24 protein-coding genes are annotated in these 25,327 nt (G+C 74.6%); 9 read left to right on the top strand and 15 right to left on the bottom strand.

Annotated elements, in window-relative coordinates; genetic code table 11:
• Positions 1 to 29 precede the first annotated feature (29 nt).
• Both ACWDYF_RS33475 and ACWDYF_RS33470 read left to right on the top strand, forming a co-directional pair.
• On the top strand, positions 30 to 629 hold the full coding sequence (locus ACWDYF_RS33475; protein WP_389473023.1) for a TIGR03086 family metal-binding protein: 600 nt from the start codon (positions 30 to 32) through the stop codon (positions 627 to 629).
• A 137-nt stretch (positions 630 to 766) separates the two neighbouring features.
• A complete protein-coding gene (locus ACWDYF_RS33470; RefSeq protein WP_389473028.1) occupies positions 767 to 1,570 on the top strand; it encodes an HAD family acid phosphatase in 804 nt (267 codons plus the stop codon).
• Positions 1,571 to 1,619: 49 nt separating this feature from the next.
• On the opposite strand, the gene ACWDYF_RS33465 is transcribed toward ACWDYF_RS33470, so the two are convergent.
• The 3 genes from ACWDYF_RS33465 to ACWDYF_RS33455 form a co-directional block, all read right to left on the bottom strand.
• A complete protein-coding gene (locus tag ACWDYF_RS33465; protein WP_389473137.1) occupies positions 1,620 to 3,068 on the bottom strand; it encodes a peptidoglycan D,D-transpeptidase FtsI family protein in 1,449 nt (482 codons plus the stop codon).
• A 130-nt stretch (positions 3,069 to 3,198) separates the two neighbouring features.
• Complete coding sequence (locus ACWDYF_RS33460) at positions 3,199 to 3,669, bottom strand: GNAT family N-acetyltransferase (RefSeq protein ID WP_389473032.1); 471 nt, start codon at positions 3,667 to 3,669, stop codon at positions 3,199 to 3,201.
• 3 nt (positions 3,670 to 3,672) lie between these two features.
• Positions 3,673 to 4,446, bottom strand: a complete 774-nt coding sequence (locus ACWDYF_RS33455) for an IclR family transcriptional regulator (RefSeq protein WP_381743869.1) — start codon at positions 4,444 to 4,446, stop codon at positions 3,673 to 3,675.
• A 159-nt stretch (positions 4,447 to 4,605) separates the two neighbouring features.
• On the opposite strand from ACWDYF_RS33455, the gene ACWDYF_RS33450 reads away from it, so the two are divergent.
• The 4 genes from ACWDYF_RS33450 to ACWDYF_RS33435 all read left to right on the top strand — a co-directional run bounded on the left by ACWDYF_RS33450 (position 4,606) and on the right by ACWDYF_RS33435 (position 8,861).
• Positions 4,606 to 6,135: an aldehyde dehydrogenase (NADP(+)) gene (locus tag ACWDYF_RS33450; protein WP_389473036.1), complete on the top strand. Its 1,530-nt coding sequence runs from the start codon at positions 4,606 to 4,608 to the stop codon at positions 6,133 to 6,135.
• 83 nt (positions 6,136 to 6,218) lie between these two features.
• On the top strand, positions 6,219 to 6,839 hold the full coding sequence (locus ACWDYF_RS33445; RefSeq protein ID WP_389473039.1) for a DUF1349 domain-containing protein: 621 nt from the start codon (positions 6,219 to 6,221) through the stop codon (positions 6,837 to 6,839).
• Between the two features lie 148 nt (positions 6,840 to 6,987).
• Positions 6,988 to 7,710 (top strand): DsbA family oxidoreductase, encoded by a 723-nt coding sequence (locus ACWDYF_RS33440; RefSeq protein ID WP_389473042.1) that lies wholly within the window; start codon positions 6,988 to 6,990, stop codon positions 7,708 to 7,710.
• 101 nt (positions 7,711 to 7,811) lie between these two features.
• Positions 7,812 to 8,861, top strand: coding sequence for an aminotransferase class V-fold PLP-dependent enzyme (locus ACWDYF_RS33435; RefSeq protein ID WP_389473044.1), 1,050 nt, complete (start codon positions 7,812 to 7,814; stop codon positions 8,859 to 8,861).
• A gap of 82 nt (positions 8,862 to 8,943) precedes the next feature.
• Here ACWDYF_RS33435 and thpD read toward each other — a convergent pair whose 3' ends face one another.
• The 5 genes from thpD to ACWDYF_RS33410 all read right to left on the bottom strand — a co-directional run bounded on the left by thpD (position 8,944) and on the right by ACWDYF_RS33410 (position 13,712).
• Entirely contained in the window at positions 8,944 to 9,840 is an 897-nt protein-coding gene (gene thpD / locus ACWDYF_RS33430) for an ectoine hydroxylase (protein WP_389473047.1), read from the bottom strand.
• A 7-nt stretch (positions 9,841 to 9,847) separates the two neighbouring features.
• Positions 9,848 to 10,252 (bottom strand): ectoine synthase, encoded by a 405-nt coding sequence (locus tag ACWDYF_RS33425; protein WP_064532216.1) that lies wholly within the window; start codon positions 10,250 to 10,252, stop codon positions 9,848 to 9,850.
• A 54-nt stretch (positions 10,253 to 10,306) separates the two neighbouring features.
• On the bottom strand, positions 10,307 to 11,578 hold the full coding sequence (gene ectB / locus ACWDYF_RS33420; protein WP_381743875.1) for a diaminobutyrate--2-oxoglutarate transaminase: 1,272 nt from the start codon (positions 11,576 to 11,578) through the stop codon (positions 10,307 to 10,309).
• Positions 11,579 to 11,700: 122 nt separating this feature from the next.
• Complete coding sequence (gene ectA, locus ACWDYF_RS33415; RefSeq protein ID WP_355481564.1) at positions 11,701 to 12,240, bottom strand: diaminobutyrate acetyltransferase; 540 nt, start codon at positions 12,238 to 12,240, stop codon at positions 11,701 to 11,703.
• A 347-nt stretch (positions 12,241 to 12,587) separates the two neighbouring features.
• Positions 12,588 to 13,712: a pyridoxal-phosphate-dependent aminotransferase family protein gene (locus tag ACWDYF_RS33410; protein ID WP_381743876.1), complete on the bottom strand. Its 1,125-nt coding sequence runs from the start codon at positions 13,710 to 13,712 to the stop codon at positions 12,588 to 12,590.
• A gap of 169 nt (positions 13,713 to 13,881) precedes the next feature.
• Between ACWDYF_RS33410 and ACWDYF_RS33405 the strand changes: the two genes are divergently transcribed.
• Both ACWDYF_RS33405 and ACWDYF_RS33400 read left to right on the top strand, forming a co-directional pair.
• Positions 13,882 to 14,979, top strand: coding sequence for an amidohydrolase family protein (locus tag ACWDYF_RS33405; RefSeq protein ID WP_381743877.1), 1,098 nt, complete (start codon positions 13,882 to 13,884; stop codon positions 14,977 to 14,979).
• A gap of 321 nt (positions 14,980 to 15,300) precedes the next feature.
• Positions 15,301 to 16,230: an SCO1860 family LAETG-anchored protein gene (locus tag ACWDYF_RS33400; RefSeq protein ID WP_389473053.1), complete on the top strand. Its 930-nt coding sequence runs from the start codon at positions 15,301 to 15,303 to the stop codon at positions 16,228 to 16,230.
• A 90-nt stretch (positions 16,231 to 16,320) separates the two neighbouring features.
• Here the strand turns inward: ACWDYF_RS33400 and cobC are convergent, their stop codons facing one another.
• The 5 genes from cobC to cobM form a co-directional block, all read right to left on the bottom strand.
• Complete coding sequence (gene cobC, locus ACWDYF_RS33395) at positions 16,321 to 17,451, bottom strand: Rv2231c family pyridoxal phosphate-dependent protein CobC (RefSeq protein ID WP_389473056.1); 1,131 nt, start codon at positions 17,449 to 17,451, stop codon at positions 16,321 to 16,323.
• Positions 17,441 to 18,373, bottom strand: a complete 933-nt coding sequence (locus ACWDYF_RS33390; RefSeq protein ID WP_381743880.1) for a sirohydrochlorin chelatase — start codon at positions 18,371 to 18,373, stop codon at positions 17,441 to 17,443. The genes cobC and ACWDYF_RS33390 overlap by 11 nt, the downstream gene beginning before the upstream one ends.
• 82 nt (positions 18,374 to 18,455) lie before the next feature.
• Positions 18,456 to 20,156: a precorrin-3B C(17)-methyltransferase gene (gene cobJ, locus ACWDYF_RS33385; protein ID WP_389473059.1), complete on the bottom strand. Its 1,701-nt coding sequence runs from the start codon at positions 20,154 to 20,156 to the stop codon at positions 18,456 to 18,458.
• Positions 20,153 to 21,493 carry a precorrin-6y C5,15-methyltransferase (decarboxylating) subunit CbiE gene (gene cbiE, locus ACWDYF_RS33380; RefSeq protein WP_389473062.1) on the bottom strand — a complete coding sequence of 447 codons (1,341 nt, stop codon included), beginning with the start codon at positions 21,491 to 21,493 and terminating at the stop codon, positions 20,153 to 20,155. The genes cobJ and cbiE overlap by 4 nt, the downstream gene beginning before the upstream one ends.
• Entirely contained in the window at positions 21,490 to 22,308 is an 819-nt protein-coding gene (gene cobM / locus ACWDYF_RS33375; protein WP_018567676.1) for a precorrin-4 C(11)-methyltransferase, read from the bottom strand. The genes cbiE and cobM overlap by 4 nt, the downstream gene beginning before the upstream one ends.
• A gap of 95 nt (positions 22,309 to 22,403) precedes the next feature.
• Here cobM and ACWDYF_RS33370 point away from each other — a divergent pair, with 95 nt between their 5' ends.
• Positions 22,404 to 23,135, top strand: coding sequence for a ZIP family metal transporter (locus ACWDYF_RS33370; RefSeq protein WP_018567677.1), 732 nt, complete (start codon positions 22,404 to 22,406; stop codon positions 23,133 to 23,135).
• Positions 23,136 to 23,167: 32 nt separating this feature from the next.
• Here the strand turns inward: ACWDYF_RS33370 and cobI are convergent, their stop codons facing one another.
• Both cobI and ACWDYF_RS33360 read right to left on the bottom strand, forming a co-directional pair.
• On the bottom strand, positions 23,168 to 23,899 hold the full coding sequence (gene cobI / locus ACWDYF_RS33365; RefSeq protein WP_026252513.1) for a precorrin-2 C(20)-methyltransferase: 732 nt from the start codon (positions 23,897 to 23,899) through the stop codon (positions 23,168 to 23,170).
• Positions 23,896 to 25,323, bottom strand: a complete 1,428-nt coding sequence (locus ACWDYF_RS33360) for a cobyrinate a,c-diamide synthase (RefSeq protein WP_389473068.1) — start codon at positions 25,321 to 25,323, stop codon at positions 23,896 to 23,898. The genes cobI and ACWDYF_RS33360 overlap by 4 nt, the downstream gene beginning before the upstream one ends.
• Between the last annotated feature and the right edge of the window lie 4 nt (positions 25,324 to 25,327).

Raw genomic sequence — 25,327 nt, 5'->3', positions numbered from 1 at the left:
GACGCCCCACGCGATCCCAGGAGCAGACGATGACGACCGGCACCCCTCTCGACCTCGGCCCGCAGGCCCGCATCGTGGCACGGCTCGCCCTGGACGTGCGCGACGACCAGCTCGCCGCCCCGACGCCCTGCCCCGACCTGGCCGTCCGCCATCTGCTGGGCCATCTGCTGGGCCTGTCCGCCGCCTTCCGTGACGCGGGCCGCAAGGAGCTGGGCCCGGGGACCGACACCCGCCCGGACAGCACCCGGCCCGACGTCGGACCCGGCTGGCGCGAGGAACTGCCCCGGGCCCTGGGCGAACTGGCCGAGGTCTGGCGCGATCCGGCCGCCTGGACCGGCATGACCCGGGCGGGCGGCGTCGACCTGCCCGGCGAGGTCGCCGGTGCCGTCGCCGCGGACGAACTCGTCGTCCACGGCTGGGACCTGGCACGCGCCACCGGGCGCCCCTACGAGCCGGATCCGGCCGCGCTGCGGGCGGCGTTCGGCTTCCTGTGCGCGGCGGCCGACGGCAGCCCGGAGGAGGGCAGCGGCATCTTCGGACCCGTCGTGCCCGTCCCGGGCCGGGCCCCGCTGCTGGACCGCGCGGTGGGCCTGAGCGGGCGCGACCCGGACTGGCGTCCCGGGTCCTGACCCGGCGCCGGCCGCCGCCGCGCGGACCCCGGGACGGCGTCCGCGCGGCGGCGAGCGGCCCGCTCGCGCGGAACCGGTAGGTATCGATCGGGCAACGGTGCTCGCGCTCGCCGGGGTGACGCGCGTAGAAACCTGTCATGAATAAGCCACTGCGTCTCGCGGCGATCGCCGCCACCTGCGCCCTCACCGCCACCGTCGTCTACGGTGCCGGAGCGGCCACCGCCGGGCAGTCCACCGCCAACTCCACCCGTGAGCCGTACAACATCGGCCTGCTCACCAAGGACATCGACACCTACTACGGCACCACGCTCGACGCGGACGGCGTGTACCAGGCGTCCCCCGACAGCCAGTACGCCAAGGACCTGGCGCGCGTCGACGCCGCCGCCAAGCGGCAGATCGACAAGGCGGCGCGCGCGGCGCAGCACCACGGCCACCGGGGCAAGAAGCCGGCCGTCGTCTTCGACATCGACGACACGCTGCTGCTCAGCCTGGACTACGAGAAGAAGAACAACTACGGCTACAACGGCACCACCTGGGCCGCCTACGTCGACAAGGCCGACCGGCCGGAGGTCTTCGGCAGCCCGGACCTGGTGCGCTACGCCGCGAAGAAGGGCGTGGCCGTCTTCTACAACTCCGGTCTGAGCGAGGCCCAGCGCACCGCCGCCGTGCAGAACCTGAAGAAGGTCGGCGCCGATGTGAACCTGGACGCCGGGCACATGTTCCTCAAGGACGCCGCCAACCCGCCCGCCTATCTGCGCGACTGTGCGGCGCCGGGCGCCTGGAAGTGCACCACCGTGCAGTTCAAGGCGGGCACCCGCAAGCACATCGAGAGCCTCGGGTACGACATCGTCGGCAACTTCGGCGACCAGTACTCCGACCTGGAGGGCGGCTACGCGGACCGCACCTACAAGCTGCCCAACCCGACGTACTACGTCGCGTAGGGACGGACGGGCCACCGTCCGGGGTGCCCGGCGGCACCCCGGGCGGGGCTCACTTCAGCGCGGCCTCGGTCATGGCGCGGGCCACCGGCGCCGCGAGACCGTTGCCGCTGACCTCGGAGCGGGCCGCGTCCGACTGCTCGACCAGCACCGCGACCGCGATCTGCTTGCCGGTGCGCTGCGAGGTGCCGAACGAGGTGAACCAGGCGTACGGCACCTGGCTGTTGTTCTCGCCGTGCTGCGCGGTGCCCGTCTTGCCGCCCACCGTGACCCCGTCGACGCGCGCGTTGGTGCCGGTGCCCTGCTCGACCACCGTGCGCATGGCCGATTGCAGCTGGGCGGCGGTGGCGGCGCTGACGATCCGCTTGCTGTCCGGATGGTCGTCATAGTCCCGCACCACATTGCCGTTGCCGTCCGTAGTGCGCGACACCATGTGCGGTGAGACGAGAGTGCCGCCGTTGGCTATAGCTGCCGACACCATGGCCATCTGGAGCGGAGTGGCCGTCACATCGAACTGCCCGATGCCGCTCAGCGCGGTCTGCGCCTTGTCCATCCCGGACGGGTACACACTCGGATAGGCCCGTACGGGCACGTCCTGCGCGCTGTCGTCGAAGCCGAACCGGTCGGCCATCGCCCGCACCTTGTCCTGCCCGAGGTCGACGGCCAGCTTGGCGAAGACGTTGTTGCACGAGTAGCGCAGCGCGGTGCGCAGCGTGGCGTTCTCGCAGGGCGCGGACGGGTTCTCGTTGGCCAGGTCCCGGGTGGTGCCCGGCAGCCGGTACGGGTCGGGGCTGTCGGTGGGGGTGTCCACCGAGGCGTAGCGCCCGTCCTCCAGCGCCGCCGCCGCGACGACCAGCTTGAACGTCGAGCCCGGCGGCAGCGGCTGGCGCAGCGCCCGGTTCGTCATCGGCTTGTCCGGGTCCTCGGTCAGCTTCTTCCAGGCGGCGCTGTCGCCGGTGCTGAGCACGGAGGGGTCGTACGACGGTGTGGAGACCACCGCCAGGATCCGCCCGGTGGCCGGGTCGATCGCCACGGCCGCGCCCTTCTTGTCGCCGAGCGCCCGGTAACCGGCCTTCTGCACCTCGGGGTCGATCGTCGTGACCACGTCCCCGGGCGCGGCCCGCTTGCCGGTGAGGGTGTCCAGCGGGTCGCGCAGCCGGCTGTCGGAGCCGTTCAGCAGGTCCTTGTAGACGCCCTCCAGCTGGGTCGTGCCGTAGACCTGCGAGCTGTAGCCCGTGACGGCCGCGTACAGCTTGCCGTCCTCGTAGGTCCGCCGGTAGGCGAGGTCACCGCTCGTGGTCCGCGCGGACCCGGTCACGGCTCTGCCGCCCACGACGATGTTCCCCAGCGGCTGCGCGTACGTCGCGATCGCCCCGCGCCGGTTGTCCTTGTCGTCCGCGAGCGCCCTGCCTTCGTAGAACTGCACCCAGGTCGCCCTGACCAGCAGCGCGAACACCAGCAGCAGCGTGAAGACGGCCGCCCGCCTGATCGTCTTGTTCATCCCGTTCATCGCGTTCATCCCGGTCAGGACGACGAACGGGAGGGGACGAATCGTTCCGGTCCGGCCCTTTTCTCATCGGACGCTCAGGAAACCGGCGGGACGCGGGGCAGGGCGAGGGCGCCGCCCGGGGTCAGTCGCGCAGGGTCAGGACGACCTCGTCGATCTCCTCGCCGCGCGCCTGCGCGTAGCCGCGGGCGGTGGCGGTCTGGAGGAAGCCGCACTTCTCCAGGACCCGGCGGGAGGCGGCGTTGTCCGCCGCGGCCCGTGCGTACAGGGGGCGTTCGGGGAACTCGGCCAGCAGGGCGCGCAGGGCGGCGGTCGCCACGCCGCGGCCCCAGTGGGCGCGGTCCACCCAGTAGGTGACCTCGCGCTCACCGGGCTCGCCGTACACCGCGGCGCTGCCGACCACGTCCCCGTCGGCCAGGATCGTGCGCTGCACGTCGCGGGAGGCCCGCAGCCGCGCCCAGTGGGCGGCGAAGGCGTCCGCGTCGGCCGGGTCCTTCGGGGTGAAGGCGGCCATCCGCAGCGCCTCGGGGTCGTTGAGCAGGCGGAAGAACACCGGCAGGTCGCTGTCGTGGACCTCGCGCAGGACGATGTGCATGGTTCAGAGCCTCCGGGTGGCGAGCGTCAGGCGGTCACGGGCGTCGAAGAGGGCATCCTTCACCACCTGCTCGTGCGCGGGCGTCAGGCGCGCCACCGGGATCGAGCAGCTGATCGCGTCCCGGGCCGGGGTGCGGTACGGGATGGCCACGCCGAAGCAGCGCAGGCCCAGTGTGTTCTCCTCGCGGTCCACGGCGAAGCCCTGCTCGCGGATCTGGTGCAGCTCCTCGATGAGCTTCTCGCGGTCGGTGAGGGTGTGCTCGGTCAGCGCGGGCAGCGTCTCGGGGAGCATCTTGCGCACCTGCTCGTCCGAGTACGTGCTCAGCAGCGCCTTGCCGAGCGAGGTGGAGTGGGCGGGCAGCCGGCGGCCGACGCGGGTGAACGGCCGCAGGTAGTGCTGCGACTGGCGGGTGGCCAGGTAGACGACGTTGGTGCCGTCCAGCCGGGCGAGGTGGATGGTCTCGGTGGTGTCGTCGGAGAGCCGGTCCAGGGTGGGGCGGGCGGCCGCGACCACCTCGTCGCCGTCGATGTAGGAGGTGCCGACCAGCAGGGCGCGCACCCCGATGCCGTACCGCGTGCCGGTCGCGTCGGTCTCCACCCAGCCCAGCTCGACCAGGGTGCGCAGCAGCATGTACAGACTGGACTTGGGATAGCCCACGGCCTCCTGGACCGCGGCCAGGGAGTGCATGCCGGGCCGGCCGGCGAAGTACTCCAGCAGTTCCACGGTCCGCACGGCGGACTTGACCTGTGATCCGCTGCCTGTGTCGCCTGCCGGCATCGCCCTTGACCCCTTCGTTCGGCGGGAAATAGTCTCGTGGTCATTCAGCATCAGAGACAGCGTTCAGTATATCGAACGACTCTGCTGGATGACCCACGGACGAGCGACGGACGGCCTACGTCCTGCGGCGCGAGCGGCAGGCAGGTGGAGGGACCCGCGGTGGCAGCAGCACCAGTCTGGAGTGTCGATCCCCGAACCGGGAAGCAGCGCGAGCGGGTTGCGGCCGAGGCCACAGCCGAGGACGTGGACGCCGCGGTGCGTGCCGCCCGCGGCGCGCGCGGCACGCTCGCCGACCGGGCCGTCCGGGCGGCCTTCCTGCGCACCGCGGCCGACCGCCTGGAGGCGGCCCGGGACCGGCTCGTGGCGACCGCCGACGCCGAGTCCGCGCTCGGCCCGGCCCGGCTCACCGGAGAACTGGCCCGCACCTGCCACCAGTTGCGCTCCTTCGCGGACCTCGCCGACGAGGGCGCCTTCCTCGACGTGATCATCGACCACCCCGACGACACGGCCACGCCGCCCGTCCCCGACCTGCGCCGCTACAAGGTGCCGCTCGGTGTGGTCGCCGTCTACGCCGCCTCCAACTTCCCGTTCGCCTTCTCCGTCGCCGGGGGCGACACCGCGAGCGCGCTCGGCGCCGGCTGCCCGGTCGTCGTCAAGGCCCACCCGGACCACCCGGCACTGTCCGAGCAGGTCGCCGAGGTGCTGCGCGCCGCCGCCGCCGAGCACGGCGTCCCGGCGGGCGTGCTCGGCCTGGTCCACGGCTTCCGGGCGGGCCTGGACCTGATCCGGCACCCGCTGGTCGCCGCCGCGGGCTTCACCGGCTCCGTACGCGGCGGCCGGGCGCTGTTCGACGCCGCCGCGGCCCGCCCGGCGCCGATCCCCTTCCACGGCGAGCTGGGCTCCCTCAACCCGGTCCTGGTCACCGAGGCGGCGGCCGAGGAGCGGGCGGAGGCCGTGGGCGCCGGGCTCGCCGGGTCGATGACGCTGGGCACCGGGCAGTTCTGCGTCAAGCCCGGCCTGGTGCTGGTCCCGGCGGGCGCGGCCGGGGACCGCCTGGTCAAGGCCCTGGCGGACGGCGTCGGCGCCACCGCGCCCGGCGTCCTGCTCGACCACCGCATGCGCGACGCCTTCGTCGCCGGGGTCGCCGAGCGCGCCGCGCTGCCCGGCGTCGAGGCACCCCTCACCCCGGGCGCCGCCGACGAGCACACGGTGCGCGCCGGGTTCCTCACCGTCCCGGCCGCGGAACTGACCGGCGGGGGCGCCCACGACCTGCTCCTGGAGGAGTGCTTCGGGCCGGTCACCGTGGTGGCCCGCTACAGCGGCGCGCACGAGGCGACGGCCGTGCTGTCCCGGCTCCCGGGCAACCTCACCGCCACCGTGCACCTCTCCGCCGACGAGGCGGCCGGCCGGGGCCGGGGCGCGGAGATTCTCGCCGAGCTGACCCCGCTCGCCGGACGCGTCCTGGTCGACGCCTGGCCGACCGGCGTGGCGGTGGCCCCCGCCCAGCACCACGGCGGCCCCTACCCGGCGACCACCTCCACCTCCACCTCGGTCGGCGGCACCGCCGTGGAACGCTGGCTGCGCCCGGTCGCGTACCAGAACACCCCCGAGGCCCTGCTGCCCCCGGAACTGCGCGACGACAACCCGCTCGGCCTGCCGCGCCGCTACGACGGGCGTCTGGAGCGCTGATACGACGGGCGCCCGGAGCGCTGAGGGGCGGCCGCCGCGGGCCCCGTGGCGGCCGGGCGGAGCCGGGCTGCGAGACTGCGGCGATGGACGCCGAACCTCTCGCACTGCCCGGACTCCCCTTCGCGCTGCGCCCGTACGGGCCCGACGGCCGGTGGGCGTACGCGGACGGGACCCTCACCGGCCGGGCCGGTCCCCGGCAGGACCGTTTCGTGCCGCCCGCCGGGGAGTCCCTGGAGTCCGTCTCCGACGCGCCCCGGCTGCTCGGCGCGCCCCCGGAGGGCGACTTCCAGCTGATCGCCCGCGTCACGGTCGGCTTCGGCGCGGCCTTCGACGCGGGGGTGCTCTATCTGCACGTCGGCGAACGGGCCTGGGCCAAGCTGTGCCTGGAGCTGTCCCCGGACGTGCCGACCGTGTGCACGGTGGTCACCCGCGGCCACTCCGACGACGTCAACTCCTTCACCGTGGACGGCGACGCGCTGTGGCTGCGGATCAGCCGCACCGGACGCGCGTACGCCTTCCACGCCTCCCTCGACGGCGCGCGCTGGACCTTCGTCCGTGTCTTCGGTCTGGCCGCAGCCGAGCGGCCGGAGGAGACCCTGGTGGGCTTCCTGGCGCAGTCGCCGACGGGCGAGGGCTGCACGGTGACCTGGGACGGCATCGAGTTCCGGCCGTACGGGCTCACGGACCCGCGGGACGGCAGCTGAGGCGGGCCGTCGGGCACCCGGCCGCGCAGGCGCCGTGCGCCGTGAGCGCCGGTGACCGCGGCCGGGGAATGAACCCGGCTGCTTGAACGTTCACACATCCGCGCGGAGCGTCCTTCCGCACCCGTACGACTGGAGAAGAGCCGAGAGCATGCGCGTCGAGATCTGGACGGACATCGCCTGTCCCTGGTGCTACGTGGGCAAGGCCCGCTTCGAGAAGGCGCTGGCCGCCTTCCCGCACCGCGACCAGGTCGAGGTGGTGCACCGCTCCTTCGAACTGGACCCGCACCGCGCCAAGGGCGACGTCGAGCCCGTGCTCACCATGCTCACCAGGAAGTACGGGATGAGCCAGGCGCAGGCACAGGCGGGCGAGGACAGCCTCGGCGCCCAGGCCGCCGCCGAAGGACTCGACTACCGCACCCGGGACCGCGACCACGGCAACACCTTCGACCTGCACCGCCTGCTGCACCTCGCCAAGGAGCACGGCAGGCAGGACGCGCTGCTGGACGCGCTGTACCGGGCCAACTTCGCCGAGGAGCGCTCCGTGTTCGCCGAGGGCGACGAGCGGCTGGTCGACCTGGCCGTGGCGGCGGGCCTGGACGCCGGGGCCGTGCGCGCGGTGCTGGCCGACCCGGACGCCTACGCCGACGACGTGCGCGCCGACGAGCAGGAGGCCGCGCAGCTCGGCGCCACCGGGGTGCCCTTCTTCGTCCTCGACCGCGCCTACGGGGTCTCCGGCGCCCAGCCCGCCGAGGTGTTCACCCAGGCCCTCACCCAGGCGTGGGGCGACCGCGCGCCGCTGACCCTGGTCCAGGACGGCTCCGCCGACGCGGCGGCCTGCGGCCCGGACGGCTGCGCGGTGCCGGGGGCCTGAGCCCCGGCGCGGACCTTCCGGTGTTCACATAAGTGTTCCTTGGGGGAACCGCGCAGAACGACGCGATGGACTTCGATCCGGACGGGCCGCACAGTGGTCCCATGGAGACCTTCGAGAGCCGCGTCCGAGCCGAGTTCGCCCCGAAGAGCACCTATCTGAACACCGCGAGCTGCGGGCTGCTGCCGGGCCGCACGGTGGAGGCGCTGCGCGTCGCCGTCGAGGCGGCGGCCGGCGGCCGGCCCACCGACATGTTCGCCGACGTGGAGGCGGCCCGCGCGAGCTTCGCCCGGCTGGTGCGGGTGCCGGCGCACCGGGTGGCCGCCGGTGCCTCGGTCGCCGTCTACAGCGGGGTCGTCGCCGCCTCCCTGCCCGAGGGCGCGGAGGTCGTCACCGCCGAGGGCGACTTCAGCTCCGTGGTGAACCCCTTCCACCTGCGCGGCGACCTGAAGGTGCGCACCGTGCCGCTGGAGGAGGTCGCCGAGGCCGTACGGCCCGGCACGGCGCTGGTCGCGGTCAGCGCCGCGCAGTCCGCCGACGGCCGGATCGCCGACCTGCCCGCCGTCCGCGCGGCGGCCCGCGCCCACGGCGCCCGCACCTACGTCGACGCCTCCCAGGCCGCCGGCTGGCTGGACCTCGACGCGGACGCCGACGACTACGTGGCGGCCGTCGCCTTCAAGTGGCTGATGTGCCCGCGGGGCGTGACCTTCCTGGTCGTCCCGGAGGACCTCGGCGGCCTCCGCCCGCTGTTCGCCGGCTGGGTGGCGGGGGAGCGGCCCTGGGACAGCTGCTACGGCCCGATCGCCGAACTCGCGCACTCGGCCCGCCGGTTCGACGAGAGCCCCGCGCTCTTCTCCTACGCGGGCGGCCGCCGCTCCCTGGAACTCGTCGAGGAACTGGGCGTGTCCGCCGTACGCGCCCACGACCTGGCCCTCGCCGACCGCTTCCGCGCCGGACTGCGCTCGCTGGGCCACGAACCGGTCCCGGCACCGGGCTCACCGATCGTCTCCGTGCCCGGACTCGGCGACCGGCAGGGCGAGTTGAGCACCGCCGGGCTGGAGCTGTCCGCCCGCGCGGGACGGCTGCGGGCCGCCTTCCACCTCTACAACACCGAGGCGGACGTGGACCGGCTGCTGGACGTCCTGGCGGGCTGAGCGCCGGAGGTGTCCCGGGGCGTGCGCGGACACGGGAAGGGGCCTCCCGTCCCACACGAGGAGGCCCCTTCCCGGCTCGGTGTCAGCGCACGGGCGTGAAGTCCCGCGCACCGATGAAGTCCGGCCTGCGCACCGGCGCCGCGAACGGCTCCACCGCCGCGTTCTCCACGCTGTTGAACACGATGAAGACGTTGCTGCGCGGATACGGCGTGATGTTGTCGCCGGAGCCGTGCATGCAGTTGCAGTCGAACCAGGTGGCCGAGCCCGCCCGACCGGTGAACAGCTTGATGCCGTGCGCGTCGGCCAGCGCGGTCAGCGCCTCGTCGGACGGGGTGCCCGCGTCCTGCATCTGGAGCGACTTCTTGTAGTTGTCCTCGGGCGTGGCGCCCGCGCAGCCGAGGAACGTCCGGTGCGACCCCGGCATGATCATGAGGCCGCCGTTGGTGTCGAGGTTCTCGGTCAGCGCGATCGAGACGGACACCGTCCGCATGTTCGGCAGCCCGTCCTCGGCGTGCCAGGTCTCGAAGTCCGAGTGCCAGTAGAAGCCGCTGGCGCCGAACCCCGGCTTGACGTTGATCCGCGACTGGTGGACGTACACGTCCGAGCCGAGGATCTGCCTCGCCCGGCCGACCACCCGTTCGTCGCGCACCAGCCGGGCGAACACCTCGCTGATCCGGTGCACCTCGAAGACGGAGCGGATCTCCTGGGACTTCGGCTCCACGATGGAGCGCTCGTCGGCCCGGACCGCCGGATCGGCCACCAGCCGGTCCAGCTCGCGCCGGTAGACGGCGACCTCGTCGGGGCCGATCAGCTCCTCGACGGCGAGGAAGCCGTCGCGCTCGAACGACTGGAGCCCGTCGGACGTGATCGGGCCGGGCGTGTCCGGGGCGCCCCAGAGCACCGGGTCCTGGCGCGGGACGGACACCTCGGTGGCGCCGCGGGTCGGGTAGAGGTCCTGCACGGTGGCGGTGGTGGTCATGGGTTCCTCACACCTCCTCGGGCTCGGTGAGCAGCGGGTAGACGCCGTTCTCGTCGTGGTCCTCCCGCCCGGTGACCGGCGGGTTGAACACGCAGATGCAGCGGAAGTCCTCCTTGACCTTGAGCGTGTGCCGCTCGTGGCCGTTCAGGAGGTACATGGTGCCGGGCGTGATCGTGTACGTCTTCCCGGTCTCGCGGTCGGTCAGTTCGGCCTCGCCCTCGACGCAGACCACGGCCTCGATGTGGTTGGCGTACCACATCGACGTCTCCGTGCCCGCGTACAGGATCGTCTCGTGGACGGAGAAGCCGACCTTCTCCTTGGCCAGGACGATGCGCTTGCTCTCCCAGGTGCCGGACGCCGCCTTCACGTGCCGGTCGGTGCCTTCGATCTCCTTGAACGATCGGACGATCACGGTGGTACGTGCCTCCTTGCAGAGTGTTCGCGATGGGTCGGGGGACGACCCGGGTCAGGCGGTCTCGCGGACCGCGCGGGCGAGGGTGCTCATGCCCTCGTCCAGTTCCTCGGGGGTGGTGGTCAGGGCCGGCAGCAGCTTGACGACCTCGCTCTCGGGACCCGAGGTCTCGATGAGCAGGCCGAGGGCGAAGGCGCGCCGCGCCACCCGCTCGGCGCGGCCCTTGTCGTGGAACTCCAGGCCCCACACCAGGCCGCGGCCCCGGTACTCCTTGATGTCGGCGGCGTTCTCCTCGGCGATCGAGACGAGCCACTGCTCGACGCGCTCACCGCGGGCGCGGGTCTGCTTCTCCATCGCCGCCCCGTCCGCCCAGTACGCCTCCAGGGCGGCGGTCGCGGTGACGAAGGCCGGGTTGTTGCCGCGGAAGGTGCCGTTGTGCTCGCCCGGCTCCCAGACGTCCAGCTCGGGCCGGAACAGGCACAGCGACATCGGCAGGCCGTAGCCGCTGATGGACTTGGACACCGTGACGATGTCGGGGACGATCCCGGACTCCTCGAAGGAGAAGAAGGCGCCGGTGCGTCCGCAGCCCATCTGGATGTCGTCGACGATCAGCAGCATGTCCTGGCGTTCGCACAGCTCCTTGAGCGCGCGCAGCCACTCGGGCCGGGCGACGTTGATGCCGCCCTCGCCCTGCACGGTCTCCACGATCACGGCGGCCGGCTTGTTCAGACCGGAGCCCTGGTCCTCCAGGAGCCGCTCGAACCACAGGAAGTCGGGGACCGTGCCGTCGAAGTAGTTGTCGAACGGCATCGGTGTGCCGTGCACCAGCGGGACACCGGCTCCGGCCCGCTTGAAGGCGTTGCCGGTCACGGCGAGCGAGCCGAGCGACATGCCGTGGAAGGCGTTGGTGAACGACACGATGGCCTCGCGCCCCTTCACCTTGCGCGCCAGCTTCAGCGCGGACTCCACGGCGTTGGTGCCGGTCGGGCCCGGGAACATCACCTTGTACGGCAGGTCGCGGGGGCGCAGCACCAGGTTCTGGAAGGTCTCCAGGAAGCGGCGCTTGGCGACGGTGGACATGTCGAGTCCGTGGGTGACGCCGTCGCGTTCGAGGTAGTCGATCAGCGCCCGTTTCAGCACGGGGTTGTTGTGGCCGTAGTTGAGGGAGCCGGCACCGGCGAAGAAGTCGAGGTACTCGTGGCCGTCCTCGTCGTACATCCGGCTGCCGCGCGCGTGGTCGAAGACGGTGGGCCAGCCGCGGCAGTAGCTGCGCACCTCGGACTCCAGGGTCTCGAAGACGCTCAGGTCGGGCTGGGTGATGGTCACGACGAATCGCTCCTCGGGGGGTGGGGAGTGGAAGACCGGTCGGGTCGGCGGTTCGGGCGGGGCCGGCGGGCGCGGTGGTCCGGTGCGCCGCGCGGGTCCCCGGTGGGTCCGTGGGCCGGGGGTCAGTGGTTCAGCGGGCCTATCCGGTGCAGGACCTCGGGGTCGTGCGGTCCGTCCGGGAACTCGGCGGTGCGGAACAGCACCTCGCGCTCGACGCGGGCGCCGTGCCGGGCGGCGAAGGAGGCGAAGAGCCGCTCGGAGGCGGTGTTGCCCGGAGCGATCGTGGTCTCCAGGGCGGTGAGCCCGCTCTCGGCGGCGACGCGGGCGGCGAGCGCGTCCAGCAGCCGGGCGGCGAGTCCGCGTCCGCGGTGGCCGGCGTCGACGGCGACCTGCCACACGAGGAGGGTACCGGGGCGGTCGGGCCGCACGTACCCGGTGATGAAACCGACCGGCTCGCCGTCGGCGCCACGCGCCACGGCGGAGGTGGCGGCGAAGTCGCGGCACCACAGCAGGTAGCTGTACGAGGAGTTCACGTCCAGCGTCCCGGAGTCCTTGGCGAGCCTCCAGAGCGCGGCGCCGTCGGCGACGACGGGGCGCTCGATGGATACGGGATCTGTCTTTTCCGTGGAGTCGGTTCGCAGGTCTGCTTGTGCGGCAGTCATGTGAATTGAACTTACCGAGCTGAATTGGAAAATGCATCGCCCGGCACTCTTACGTGGCAACGCCACGTGTGTTACCGCGCGAGCGCGCGTCCGCGCGATCGGCCGCAACTTGCGGTGGTTTGCCCGTTAATTACCGGGCAAAAAGGGCGCGTCTGTGGAGTGCATCACAATGGCGTAACTCCCGGGACCGCCTTGTCGAGGCCCGGGAATTACGTCTTCGAACGTTCGTGAAAACGTGGCGTTTAGAGATGGAGAAACGGGGCAGAAGAGAACGGGAAGCTGCCCCTGATTTAATTCCTGGAATTACTGTGCTTTCACGGCTCTCACCGATAGCGGTGCTGCCGCTCTCACAGCTGTCGCGGCTGGCTCCAGGCCGCCGCGGCGGCCCGGCGGGCGGCCTCCGGGTCGAGACCGTCCGCGGTGCCGCGTTCGGCGGACAGGGCGGCGGCGAGGGCCGTCAGGCAGGCGTCGACGGTCTCGGGGGTGGCGTCCGGGCCGTAGTGGTTGACCCGGATCATCTCCTCGGCCAGTGGACCGCCGCCCGCCGCCAGCGGGAGCGCCGGGTCCGCCGCCAGGGCGCGGGCCACCAGGGCGGAGGCCGCGACGTCGGCGGGCGCGCGCAGGGTCGTGGCGACCGGGGCCGCCTCGGACGCCTTGTGGACGTACGGTTCGAGGCCGCCGCCCAGCGCGCTCGCCCCGGCCCGGGTCGCCGCGGCGGCGGACCGGTGGCGGGCCGTCACCGCGTCCAGGCCGCTCTCCTCGATGCGTTCGACGCACGCCTCCAGGGCGAGCATCTCCAGTTGCGCGGGGGCGTGCAGCAGCGCGCGGCGCCCGCCGTCGATCCAGCGCTCCTTCCAGTCCAGCAGGGACAGGTAGGAGCGGCGGGGCGCGTGCGGATTGGCCGCCATCCGGGCCCAGGCGCGCTCGCTGACCGACACCGCCGACACCCCGGCGGGACCGCCCATCGCCTTCTGCGCCCCGATCACGCACAGGTCCACGCCCCACGCGTCCGGCAGCACCGGCTCCGCGCCGATGGAGGCCACCGCGTCCAGGTAGAAGAGGGCGCCCTGCTCGCGTACCGCCGCGCCGATCTCCGCGACCGGGTTGGTGTTGCCGGTCGCCGCCTCCGCGTGCACCAGCGACACGAAGTCGATCTCGGGGTGCTCGGCAAAGGCCGCGCGGACCTGCGCGGCGGTCACCGCCGTGTGGTACGGCACCGACAGGTCGTGCACTGTGGCGCCGCAGTCCCGCAGCCAGTCGCCGAACGTCTGGCCGTAGGGACCGGTGATCACGTTCAGCGCCACCGTGCCGGGCCCCGCCGCCGCGCGGATCGCGCCCTCCAGCGGCAGCAGCGCCTCGCCCTGGGTGATCACGACGTCCTGCTCGGTGGCGAGCAGCCGCGCCACCCGGTCCTCGATGGAGGCGAAGCGGGCGGCGCTCAGCGGGGCGAGGTCCAGGAAGGGATGGGTCACGGCGGTGCTCTCTTCTCGGTCACGAGGTACGACGGAGTCGAGAGTATCCGGCGGCCCCGTCCGGGGTGCCCGGCGCCCGCCCCTCGCCGGGCGGCGCCCGCCCTGCGCCGGGCCGGGCGGCCCGGGGCGGCCCCGGCCCGCCGGGGAGCGGGTCACTAGGGTGCGGGGCATGAGCGATGGCGCGGTGCTGCATGTGAAGGGGCGGGTCCTTCTCGGTCCCGGCGACGACCAGGTCCGTGACGAACTGTGGGTGGTGGGCGGCCGGATCACCTACACCCGCCCGCCCGGCGCCCGGGAGGCGCGCACCGTCGAGGGCTGGGCGCTGCCCGGTCTGGTCGACGCGCACTGCCACGTCGGCCTGGACGCGCACGGCGCGGTCCCCGACGAGGTGGCCGAGAAGCAGGCGCTCACCGACCGGGAGGCCGGGGCGCTGCTGCTGCGGGACGCCGGTTCGCCCGCCGACACCCGCTGGACCGACGACCGCGAGGACCTGCCGAAGATCATCCGCGCGGGCCGGCACATCGCCCGCACCCGCCGCTACATCCGCAACTACGCCCACGAGATCGAGCCCGGGGACCTGGTCGCGTACGTCGACCGGGAGGCCCGGCGCGGCGACGGCTGGGTCAAGCTGGTCGGCGACTGGATCGACCGCGACCTCGGCGACCTGTCCGCCTGCTGGCCCCGCGAGGCGGCCGCGGCGGCGATCGCGCGGGCGCACGAGCTGGGCGCCCGGGTGACCGCGCACTGCTTCGCCGAGGACTCGCTGCGCGACCTGGTCGAGTCCGGCATCGACTGCATCGAGCACGCCACGGGCCTCACCGAGGACCTGATCCCGCTGTTCGCCGAGCGCGGGGTCGCCATCGTGCCCACCCTCGTCAACATCGCGACCTTCCCCTCGCTCGCGGCGGGCGGCGAGGGCAGGTTCCCGCGCTGGTCGGCCCATATGCGCCGGCTCCACGAGCGCCGCTACGACACCGTCCGCGCCGCCCGCGACGCCGGGATCCCGGTGTACGTCGGCACCGACGCGGGCGGCTCGCTGCCGCACGGCCTGGTCGCGGCCGAGGTCGCGGAGCTGGTCAAGGCGGGCATCCCGCCGGTCGAGGCGCTGTCGGCGACGGCCTGGGGCGCCCGGTCCTGGCTCGGCAGGCCCGGCCTGGAGGAGGGCGCCCCGGCCGACCTCGTCGTGTACGAGACGGATCCGCGGGCGGACGTACGGGTGCTGGCGGCGCCGCGGCGGGTGGTGCTGAACGGGCGGGTCGTCGGCTAGGGCAGCTCCCGGCCGGGAGCACCGGCCGGGACACCGGGCGGGCGGCGGGCGGCGGTCGTCGCGCGGTTGACGGGTGGGTGACCGCCGCACCGGCCGGTCGTTGTGCACGCCCTCACGCGCGCCGGGTGCGCCCGGTCGGTGCGCGCGTCCGGTGCGCGCGGGGGGCATGAGGGTGACGCGGGCGAACACCCGTACCGGACAAATCGAAAACGTGGCCGGAAACCCCACGAAGGAGTGAAGTCACGCAGGATCGCCGCCCGTTCACTCTGGGTGCGTAATTCTGTCCGGGTCCCAAGCATCACTCTCTGGGGGTCCCACTCCGTGAACGGCAACAACTTCCGCATGCCCGCACGCCGCTGCGCCGTCGCAGCCGCGGCCACCGTCCTCGCCGCAGGCCCGGTGGCGCTGGCCGGCGCGGGCTCCGCCCACGCGAGCGACGGCCACGGCCGCGCGAGCGCGTCCGTGCTGCGCACCGGCCTGGACGTGTCCCTGCTCAACAGGACGGTGAACGTCCCGCTCACCCTCTCCCTCAACGAGGTCCAGGCACCGGCGAGCGCCCGGCGGACCGCGCTGAGCGCCCGCCTCGACGGCGTCGACGGCGGCAGGCCGTTCACCGTGCTCAGCGCGGACGTGGCGACGGCGGACGCGAAGGTCTCGCCGAGCGGGGCCGAGGGCAGCGTGCGCCTCGCCCACGCCCGCGTCCACCTGCCCGGACTGCCCCTGCTGTCCGTCATCGAGGTCGACCAGGTCACCTCGAAGGCGATCTGCGCGACCGGCCGGGCCCCGGCCGCCACCAGCGACGTGCTGGGCGCGGTGACCGTGCTCGGCAAGAAGGTGACGCTGTCCGCGGGCGGCACCACCCGGGTGCAGGTCCCGGCGGTCGGCGAGGTCCGCCTCGACCTCTCGCAGCACGAGACCACCTCCCGCACGGCCGCGGCGACGGCCCTGCGGCTCAAGGTCTCCGTCAACCCGCTCAAGCTCAACGTCGCCGAGGTCGAGGGCACCGTCACCCTCGCCCACGCGAGCTGCGAGTCCCCCGCGGCCCCGGAGAAGTCCCCCGAGCCCGCCGCCACCCCCGCCGCCGGGGTGAAGCCCCAGGGCGCCCCCGCCACCGCGCCCGCCGAACCCGCGAAGGCCGACCTCGCCGAGACCGGCGGCAGCTCCCTGACGCCCTACCTCGCGGGGGGCTCGGCGGTGCTGCTGGCCGTGGGCGGCGGAGTCCTCGCGCTGCTGCGCAGGCGCAGGAGCTGACGCGGGGGAGGGGCGCGGCGGCGCGGGAGGCGGTCGGCCTTCCACGCCCGCCGTGCCGCCCTCCGGGGCGCCGGCCGTACCGCCGCCCGGTCAGGACAGCGCGGCGCCCAGTGCCGCCAGGAACCCGTCCGTCGTCTCCCGGTCCCGCACCGCGACCCGTATCCAGTCGGGTCCGAGCCCCGGGAAGGTGTCCCCGCGGCGGACCGCGTACCCGAGGGTGCGCAGCCGTCGGCGTACGCCTGCCGCGTCCGGTGTCCGCACCAGGACGAACGGGCCCTCGGCGGGCCCGGCCACCTGGAGGCCCCGGTCCGCGAAGGCGGTCAGGCCCGCCACCAGGTGGCCGCGGTCCGCGGCCGTGCGGTGCGCCGCGTGTGCCGCCTCGGCCAGGGCGCGCGGCTCCACGCACGCCGTCGCCGCCGCCAGCGCCGGGCCGGACACCGGCCACAGCGGCTGGGCCCGTTCCAGCGCGGCGACGGTCTCCGGGGCGGACAGCACATAGCCGATGCGCAGTCCGGCCAGCCCCCAGGTCTTGGTGAGGCTGCGCAGCACCACGAGGCCGGGCACGTCGGTCCGCCCGGCCAGCGCCTCCCGCTCGCCGGGCACCGCGTCCATGAACGCCTCGTCGACCACCACCGTGCGGCCCGGCCGGGCGAGCCGGGTGAGCGTCCGGGCCGGATGCAGCACCGACGTCGGGTTGGTGGGGTTGCCGACCACCACCAGGTCCGCGTCCCCGGGCACGTCCGCCGGGTCGAGCCGGAAGCCGTCCCGCTCCCGCAGCAGCACCCGGTCCACGGAGTGCCCCGCGTCCCGCAGCGCCGCCTCCGGCTCGGTGAACTGCGGGTGCACGACGACCGGCCTGCGCACCTTCAGCGCCCGCGCCAGCAGCACGAACGCCTCCGCCGCGCCCGCCGTGAGCAGCACCCGGTCCACCGGCAGCCCGTGCCGGGCGGCCACCGCGGCCCGCGCGGCCCGCCCGTCCGGATAGGCCGCGAGCGAGTCCAGCGAGGCGGTGATCCGCTCCCGCAGCCACGGCGGCGGGGTCCCGGTCCGCACGTTCACGGCGAGGTCGGTCAGCGCCGCGCCGTCGTCGCGCACCTCCGCGTCACCGTGGTGCCGCAGATCGTGGCCGCCGGTCTCGTCGGCCCCGGCCGCCCCGGCCGCCCCGGCCGCCCCGGCCGCCCCGGCCGTCTCGTCCGTCACCGCGTGCTCCTCAGTGCGCATGCTCGTGCGAGTGCCCGCCGTGGTGGTGCCCGTGTCCGTGGCCGTGGTGGTGACCGTCGTCGTCCGGGTGGAAGTGCGGCTGCTGCGGCAGTCCCACCTTGTCCTCGAAGCCGGGCAGGGCGATGCGGTAGACGCAGGAGTCGCAGTTCATGCGCACCATGCCCCCGGCCGCCTCCTCGTAGCGCTCCATCACCAGGTCCAGCAGCTCGGGCTCCGGTCCGATGACGTCCGCCGAGCGCACCTCGACGTCCGGGTGGGCCGCCGCCCAGTCCTCGGTCTGCCGCCGGACCCGGTCCGGCAGGATGCCGGTGAACAGGAAGTACGGCAGGACGACGATCCGACGGGCGCCCAGCCGGACACAGCGGTCCAGGCCGCTCGGCACGTCCGGCGCGGCCAGCGACACGAACGCGGTCTCCACGCCCGCGTACCCGCGCCCCTCCCACAGCAGCCGGGACGCCTTGAACACCTCGGCGTTGGCGTCCGGGTCGGTCGAACCGCGCCCGACCAGCAGCACGGTCACCTCGGAGCGGTCGCCGCCCGTGCCCTGAAGAGCCTCGTCCAGCCGCCGCTCCAGCACCCGCAGCAGCGCCGGGTGCGGGCCCAGCGGACGGCCGTAGGTGTACGAGATCCCCGGGTGCCGCTCCTTCTCGCGGGCCAGGGCCGCCGGGATGTCCCCCTTGGCGTGCCCGGCGGACACCAGCATCAGCGGCACGGCGGCGAACCGGCGCGCACCGCGCTCCACCAGCTCGGTGACCGCGTCGCCCAGCGGCGGCGGGGACAGCTCGATGAAGCCGCCCGCCACGGGCAGTTCGGGGTGGCGGCGGCCCAGCTCCCGCACGAAGTCGCGGAAGGCCTCGGCACCGGCGTCGTCCCGGGTGCCGTGTCCGGCGATGAGCAGGGCGGGCGGCGTCGGGGTGGTCACAGGATCTCCTCGGGTGAAAGGGGGTGGTGCGATGGGGGGTACGGGGTGCGGCGGGGGAGCCGGGCGGCGGCCGCCGGGGCGTTCACGCGTGCTCCCCCTGCCAGCGGTAGCCGCGCGGGGTCACCATGCGGCCCGCGATCCGCCGCGTCGCCGTGTTGCCCACGGTCACGACGGTCATCATGTCCACGGTCGCCGGGTCGAGCGCGGCCAGCGTGGTCAGCCGGCTGGACTCGTCGGGCCGTGAGGCGTTGCGCACGACACCGACCGGTGTCGCCGGGTCCCGGTGCCCGGCCAGGATCGCCAGCGCCTTGGGCAGCTGCCAGTCCCGGCCCCGGGAGCGGGGGTTGTAGAAGGTCACGACGAGATCGGACTCGGCGGCGGCCCGCACCCGCCGCTCGATGACCTCCCACGGGGTGTGCAGGTCCGAGAGGCTGATCGAGACATGGTCGTGCCCGAGCGGCGCGCCCAGGATCGCCCCGGCCGCGAGCGCCGCCGTGACCCCCGGCACCCCGACCACGTCGATGTCGTCGGACGCCTCGGCGAGCGCGGGCGAGGCCATGGCGTACACCCCGGCGTCGCCGCTGCCGATCAGCGCGACGGCGTGCCCGGCGCGGGCCTCGGCGACGGCGGTCCTGGCCCGCTCCTCCTCGGCGCCGAGCCCCGACTCCAGGATCCGGGTGCCCGGCCGCAGCAGGTCGCGGATCTGGTCGACGTACTGGTCGAGCCCCACCAGCACGGCGGCGCGGCGCAGTTCGTCGCGGGCGCGCGGGGTCAGCAGGTCCCGGGCGCCGGGGCCGAGCCCGACCACCGCGAGCCGCCCGCGCACCGGCCGCCGTACGACCGCGCACGTCGCCATCGCGGGCCGCCCGTCCGCCCGCGCCGACTTCCGCTTGGGGACGAGGAGTTCGCCGCCGCCGAGCAGGGCGGCGGCCTCGGCGACCGAGGGGGTGCCGACGGCGGCGAGCGGCGCGTCCGACGGGTGGGGCACGTCGACCCCGGCCAGCTCGGCGGCGGAGTACGTCACCAGGGGCACGCCCAGCGCCCCGGCCGCGGCGACGATGCCGGGCTCGGCTGCCTTGGCGTCCACCGTGGCCAGGCGGGCGACGCTGCGCGGGGACAGCCCGGCCTCGCGCAGCGCGTCCTCGACCAGGTGCAGCACCTCTTCGGCGGGCGCCCCGGCGGAGGCGCCCACGCCGACGACCAGGGACGGCGGCCTGAGGACCACCTCGCGCCCGCCCGCCGCGCCCGCCCGGTCCGTCACCCGTACGGCGTACTCGGCCGCCGTTCCGGGGGGCGCGAGGGGCAGCGCGGGCAGCGGCCAGGGCACCTCGGCGTCGAGCCTTACCGGCACCCCGTCCAGCAGGGCCCGCGACACCCCGGCCACATCGCCCTCGACGGGCAGGCCGAGGGTGTCCAGACCGGCCAGTCCCGCGGCGTCCGTCGCGGTCGTCACCACCGGCGCGGCGCCCAGCACCCCGGCGACCTCTGCGGCCAGCCCGTTGGCGCCGCCGCCGTGCCCGCCGACCAGCGACACGGCGAACCGGCCGCCCTCGTCGACGCAGACCACGCCCGGGTCGGACGCCTTGTCCGCCAGCAGCGGCGCGATCAGCCGGACCACCGCGCCCGTGGCCAGGAAGCACACGAGCTGCTCGCACTCGGCGAACGCGGCCCGTACGGCGGCGCCCGCGGGCCCGTCGTAGACCCGGGTGCGCTCCGGCCACGCGGCCGCCAGCCGGTCCCGCGCCACCGCGCCCGCCGCGGTGGCGGAAATGAGGCCGATCACTGGGCAACTCCTTCTTCGGGTTCTTCTGCTTCGTCTGCTTTGTCTGGTTCGTCTGCTTCTTCTGCGGATCCGATTTCGGGCAGGGCCGCCGGGGGCCCTTCGGCGGGGGCCGCCGGGGGCCGGACGCCCCACAGCAGGAAAACGGGATGGGTCGCCGCGAGCCGGTTCACGTCCCCCGGCAGCGGGGCGAGCCGGGACGCTTGGAGCAGTACGCCGTCGCAGGTCAGCCCGGCGTCCAGGAGCGCCTGCCGGGCGGTGGGCACCCGGTCGAGGGCGGCCAGCGCGACGACGACCGTACGGCGGGCCCGGCGCGCGCACACCCCGACGACGGCCGGCAGATCGCGCCCGCCGCCGCCGACGAACACGGCGTCCGGATCGGCGTCGAGCCCGGCCAGCGCGCCGGGCGCCGTCCCGTGGACCACGGCCACGTCCACGCCGTGCGCGGCCGCGTTGGCCCGCACCCGCCGCACGCCGTCCGCGGTCTTCTCCACCGCGACGACCGCCGCGCCCAGCCGGGCGCACTCCACGGCCACCGAACCCGAACCGGCGCCGACGTCCCACACCAGGTCGCCGGTGCGCGGCCCGAGCCGGGCCAGGGCCAGCGCCCGCACCTCCGCCTTGGTGATCATCGAGTCGCGGTGCGCGAAGGCGTCCTCCGGCAGCGCCCAGCCCGGGGCGGGCGGCGGCGTCCCGGCGAGCGTCCGCACGGCGCCCAGCGCCCGCGCCTCGTCCAGACAGAGCACCACGTTGACCGCCGTGCCCCAGTCCCGGGCGGCGGCCTCGGCGGGCGTGACCCGCTCCACGCGCTCGCGGTCGCCGCCCAGCGCCGAGGCCACCACCAGCACCCGGTCACCGGCCGGATGCCGCGCCAGCGCGGCGCCCAGCTCGGCGGGGCCCGCGCCCGGACCGGTCAGCACGGCCACCTTCGGCCGGGCCCTGCACACGTTGACCGCGGTCCGCAGCTCCCGCCCGTGCGCGCTGACCACCACGGCGTCCTCCCACGGCAGCCCCGCCCGCGCGAACGCGGCGGCCACCGAGGACACCCCCGGCCGCACGTCCAGCGCCCTGGGCCCGAACCGCTCCGCCAGCGCCCGTACGATCCCGAAGAACCCCGGATCGCCCGAGGCCAGCACGACCGCGCGCCGCCCCGCCCCGGCGCACTCGGCGAGCGCGTCCAGCGCGGGCGCCAGCGGCCCCAGCACCACCCGCCGGGCGCCCTCGGGCAGCACGGCGGCGTCCAGGTGCCGCCGCCCGCCCACGACGAGCGCGGCCCCGGCGAGGACATCGGCGCCCACGCCCCCGGAGACGCCCGTCCCCGTGCCGACCACCGTGATCACGTGCTCGCACCCCGCGCGCGCAGGGCCTTGCGGGCCTCCGGGTCGGCCTTGCGGAAGCCGTGGAAGTGCCCCGGGTGGTACAGGTGGGAGCGGGTGCCGTGCGCGCCGAGCGCCGGGCCGACCAGGAAGAGGGTGTGCTTCCAGAGCCGGTGCTCCTTGACGGTCTCCTCCAGGGTGCCGATCGTGCACCTGACGACCAGCTCCTCCGGCCAGGTCGCCTGATGGGCCACCACGACCGGCGTCGACGTCGGATAGCCGCCCTCCAGCAGCTCCCGCACCAGCTGGCCGCTGCGGGCCGCCGACAGGAAGACGGCCATGGTGGTGCCGTGCCGGGCGAACTCGCGCACCTCCTCGCCGGGCGGCATCGGCGTCTTGCCGCCGCCGAGCCGGGTGAGGACGACCGACTGCGCCACCTCCGGGATGGTCAGCTCGCGCCCGGCGAGCGCCGCCACGGCGGAGAAGGACGACACCCCGGGCACGATCTCCGTCTCGATGCCGAGGTCCGCGCACCGGTCCAGCTGCTCCTGCGTACCGCCCCACAGCGCCGGGTCGCCGGAGTGGATCCGCGCCACCTTCAGACCCTCGGCGCGGGCCCGCTCGTACACGGCGACGACGTCCTCCAGGGACATGGTGGCCGAGTCCAGGATCTGGGCGCCCGCGCGGGCGTGCTCCAGCACCTCGGCCTGGACCAGGCTGGCCGCCCAGATCACCACGTCGGCCTCGGCGATGGCCCGCGCGGCGCGGAAGGTCAGCAGGTCGGCGGCGCCGGGACCGGCACCGACGAAGGTCACCTTGCCGGTGGGGGCATCGGCCATGGGGTCGGGTCCTCTCGTACGGAATGTCATGGTGTGTGGTGGTCGGGAAGTGGCCGGATGTGCGCGATCGGGGGTTGATCGGATAGCAAGGGCACATGGCGGTCTTCGTCGCGCTCGGCGCGTTCCTGATGACGCTGGCCGGCGGCTGGACGGCACAGCGGGTCACCGACCGCCGCCATCTGGTCCTCGGACTGGCCGGCGGCCTGATGCTCGGTGTGGTCGGACTCGATCTGCTGCCCGAAGCGCTCGACGCGGTGGGCCGGGAGGTGTTCGGCGTCCCCGCGGCCCTGCTGCTGTTCGTGGCCGGATTCCTGCTGGCCCATCTCGTCGAGCGGCTGCTGGCCGCCCGGCAGGCCGCGCACGGCGGTGAGGAGGGCCACCGGCACCGCTCGGCCGAGGTGGGCCTGACGGCCGCCGCCGCGCTGGTCGGGCACAGCGCCATGGACGGCGTGGCGATAGGCGCCGCCTTCCAGATCGGCGGCGGCATGGGCATCGCCGTCGCCCTCGCCGTGATCGCCCACGACTTCGCGGACGGCTTCAACACCTTCACCCTGACCAGCCTGTACGGCAACGCCCGCCGCAAGGCGATCGCGATGCTCGTCGCGGACGCGCTGGCCCCCGTGGTGGGCGCCGCCTCGACCGCGTTCGTCACCATCCCCGAGTGGTTCCTCGGCGGCTATCTCGGCCTCTTCGCCGGCGTGCTGCTCTATCTCTCCGCCGCCGAGATCCTGCCCGAGGCCCACCACGAGCACCCGGCCCGCTCCACCCTGCTGTGCACGGTGGCGGGCGTCGCGTTCGTCTGGCTCGTGGTGGGCCTGGCGGCCTGAGCGGCCCCGGGCACGCTCCCGGACGGCGGCACTCACAGCTTGCCGCCCCGGCCGTCCGCGCGCCGCGCCGGTGCGATCAGCGTCGACAGATACGGCAGCGGAGCACCGTCCAGCTCGGCGGCCGGCCGCACCGACTCCTCCGGCAGCCCCAGCGCGGAACCCCACACGGCGTCGTCCAGCCGCCCGCTGTCCCGCAGCGCCTCGGCGACCTCGGCCGCCTGCCGCCCGAACTTGTACGCCACGACCGTCCCCGGCCCGTTCAGCGCGTCCTTGAGCACCGCCGCACCGGCGGTCACCGGCACCAGGGTCAGCGGCTCCGTGCCCTCGGTCAGCACCGCGCCCGAGCGGGCCGCCAGGTCCTGCATCGCGGTGATCCCCGGCACCGTCTCCACCACCGTGCCCGGCACCAGGGCGGCCACGGTCTGCGCCAGATACGTGAACGTCGAATAGACGTTCGGGTCGCCGATGGTCGCGAAGGCCACGCTCCCGTGCTCCCGCAGCAGCCCGGCGACCCGCTCCCCGGCCGCGTCCCACGCCGCCTCCCGCCGTGCCCGGTCGGTCCGCTCGTTCAGCGCGAACACCACCCGCACGACCTTGTCCGACGGCACGTAGTGCAGCACGGTCGCCTCCGCGCGCCCGCGCTCCCCGGTGTCCATGACCGGCACCACCACGACGTCGGCCGCGCGCAGCGCGTTCACGCCCTTGACGGTCACCAGCTCCGGATCACCCGGCCCGACCCCCACTCCGACCAGCCTGCTGCTCATGACGTCCGGCACCTTTCCACGAACCGACGGGCCACACCGGGCTCGGACGCCCAGTGCGTGTGCAGATAACTCGCGTGCACGCCCCGGCGCACGAAACCCTCCATCCGGCGCACCGGGGCCCGCAGGCCCCAGGCGGCCTCCTCACCGGCCCCGGGCTCCACGGCGGTGCGGTGGAACTCGTGCCCCCGCATCCGCGTACCGGCCGGCGCCAGCGCGCTGTCGGAGACGGCCACCGCGTCCCGGTAGCCGAGGGTCAGCCGGTCCGTCATCCGCGCGGTGGCGTCCAGCACCCCACACATCGGCTTCCCGTCCAGCTCCCGGCACAGATACAGCAGCCCGGCGCACTCGGCGGCCACCGGGGCCCCGGACAGCGCCAGCGCGGCGACCGCCTCGCGCAGCGGCTCGTTGGCCGACAGCTCGGCGGCGTAGACCTCCGGGAACCCGCCGCCGACGACCAGCCCGGCGGTGCCCTCCGGCAGCTTCTCGTCCGTCAGCGGATCCAGGGCGACGACCTCCGCACCGGCCGCGGCCAGCAGCTCGGCGTGCTCGGCGTAGGAGAAGGTGAACGCGGCCCCGCCGGCCACGGCGACCACGGGCGCGCGCCCGCCGCCGGAGCCCGGCGCCGGACCCCCGGGATCCCAGGGAGCGGGGTCGCCGGGCAGCGGCCCCGCGGACCGCGCCAGCGCCTCCAGCGCGGCCAGGTCGCAGCCCCGCTCGACCTGCGCGCCCATCGCGGCGACCGCCTCCACCGCGGCACTCTGCCGCTCGGCGACCGGCACCAGACCCAGATGCCGGGACGGCGTGTCCACCTGCGGCGCCCGCCGCAGCACCCCCAGCACCGGCACCCCCACCGACTCCAGCGCCTGGCGCAGCAGTTCCTCGTGCCGGTCGGAGCCGACCTTGTTGAGGATCACGCCCCCGATCCGCACCAGCGGGTCCCACGTCACGAACCCGTGCACCAGCGCCGCCACCGACCGCGACTGCGAGGACGCGTCGACCACCAGCACGACCGGCGCCCGCAGCAGCTTCGCCACCTGCGCGGTGGACGCCAGCTCGCCCTGCCCGGCCGCCCCGTCGTACAGCCCCATCACGCCCTCGACGACGGCGATGTCGCACCCGCGCGCCCCGTGCAGGAACAGCGGTGCGATCAGCTCGGGGCCGCACAGAAAGGCGTCGAGATTGCGCCCGGTCCGCCCGGTGGCGAGCGCGTGGTACCCGGGGTCGATGTAGTCCGGCCCCACCTTGTGCGGGGACACGGCGAGACCGCGCCCGGCCAGCGCGGCCATCAGACCGGTGGCCACGGTGGTCTTGCCGCTGCCGGAGGCCGGCGCGGCGACGACCAGCCGCGGCACGGACGCGGCGGACGCAAAGGACGCACCGGACGCACCGGACGCGGCCGGGCGCGGGGCAGGAGAGGTCAGCACGGCG

The organism is Streptomyces sp. NPDC003284 (assembly GCF_053589675.1).
Note: the sequence above shows the minus strand (reverse complement) of the source record. Positions and strands in the feature narration are given on the sequence as shown.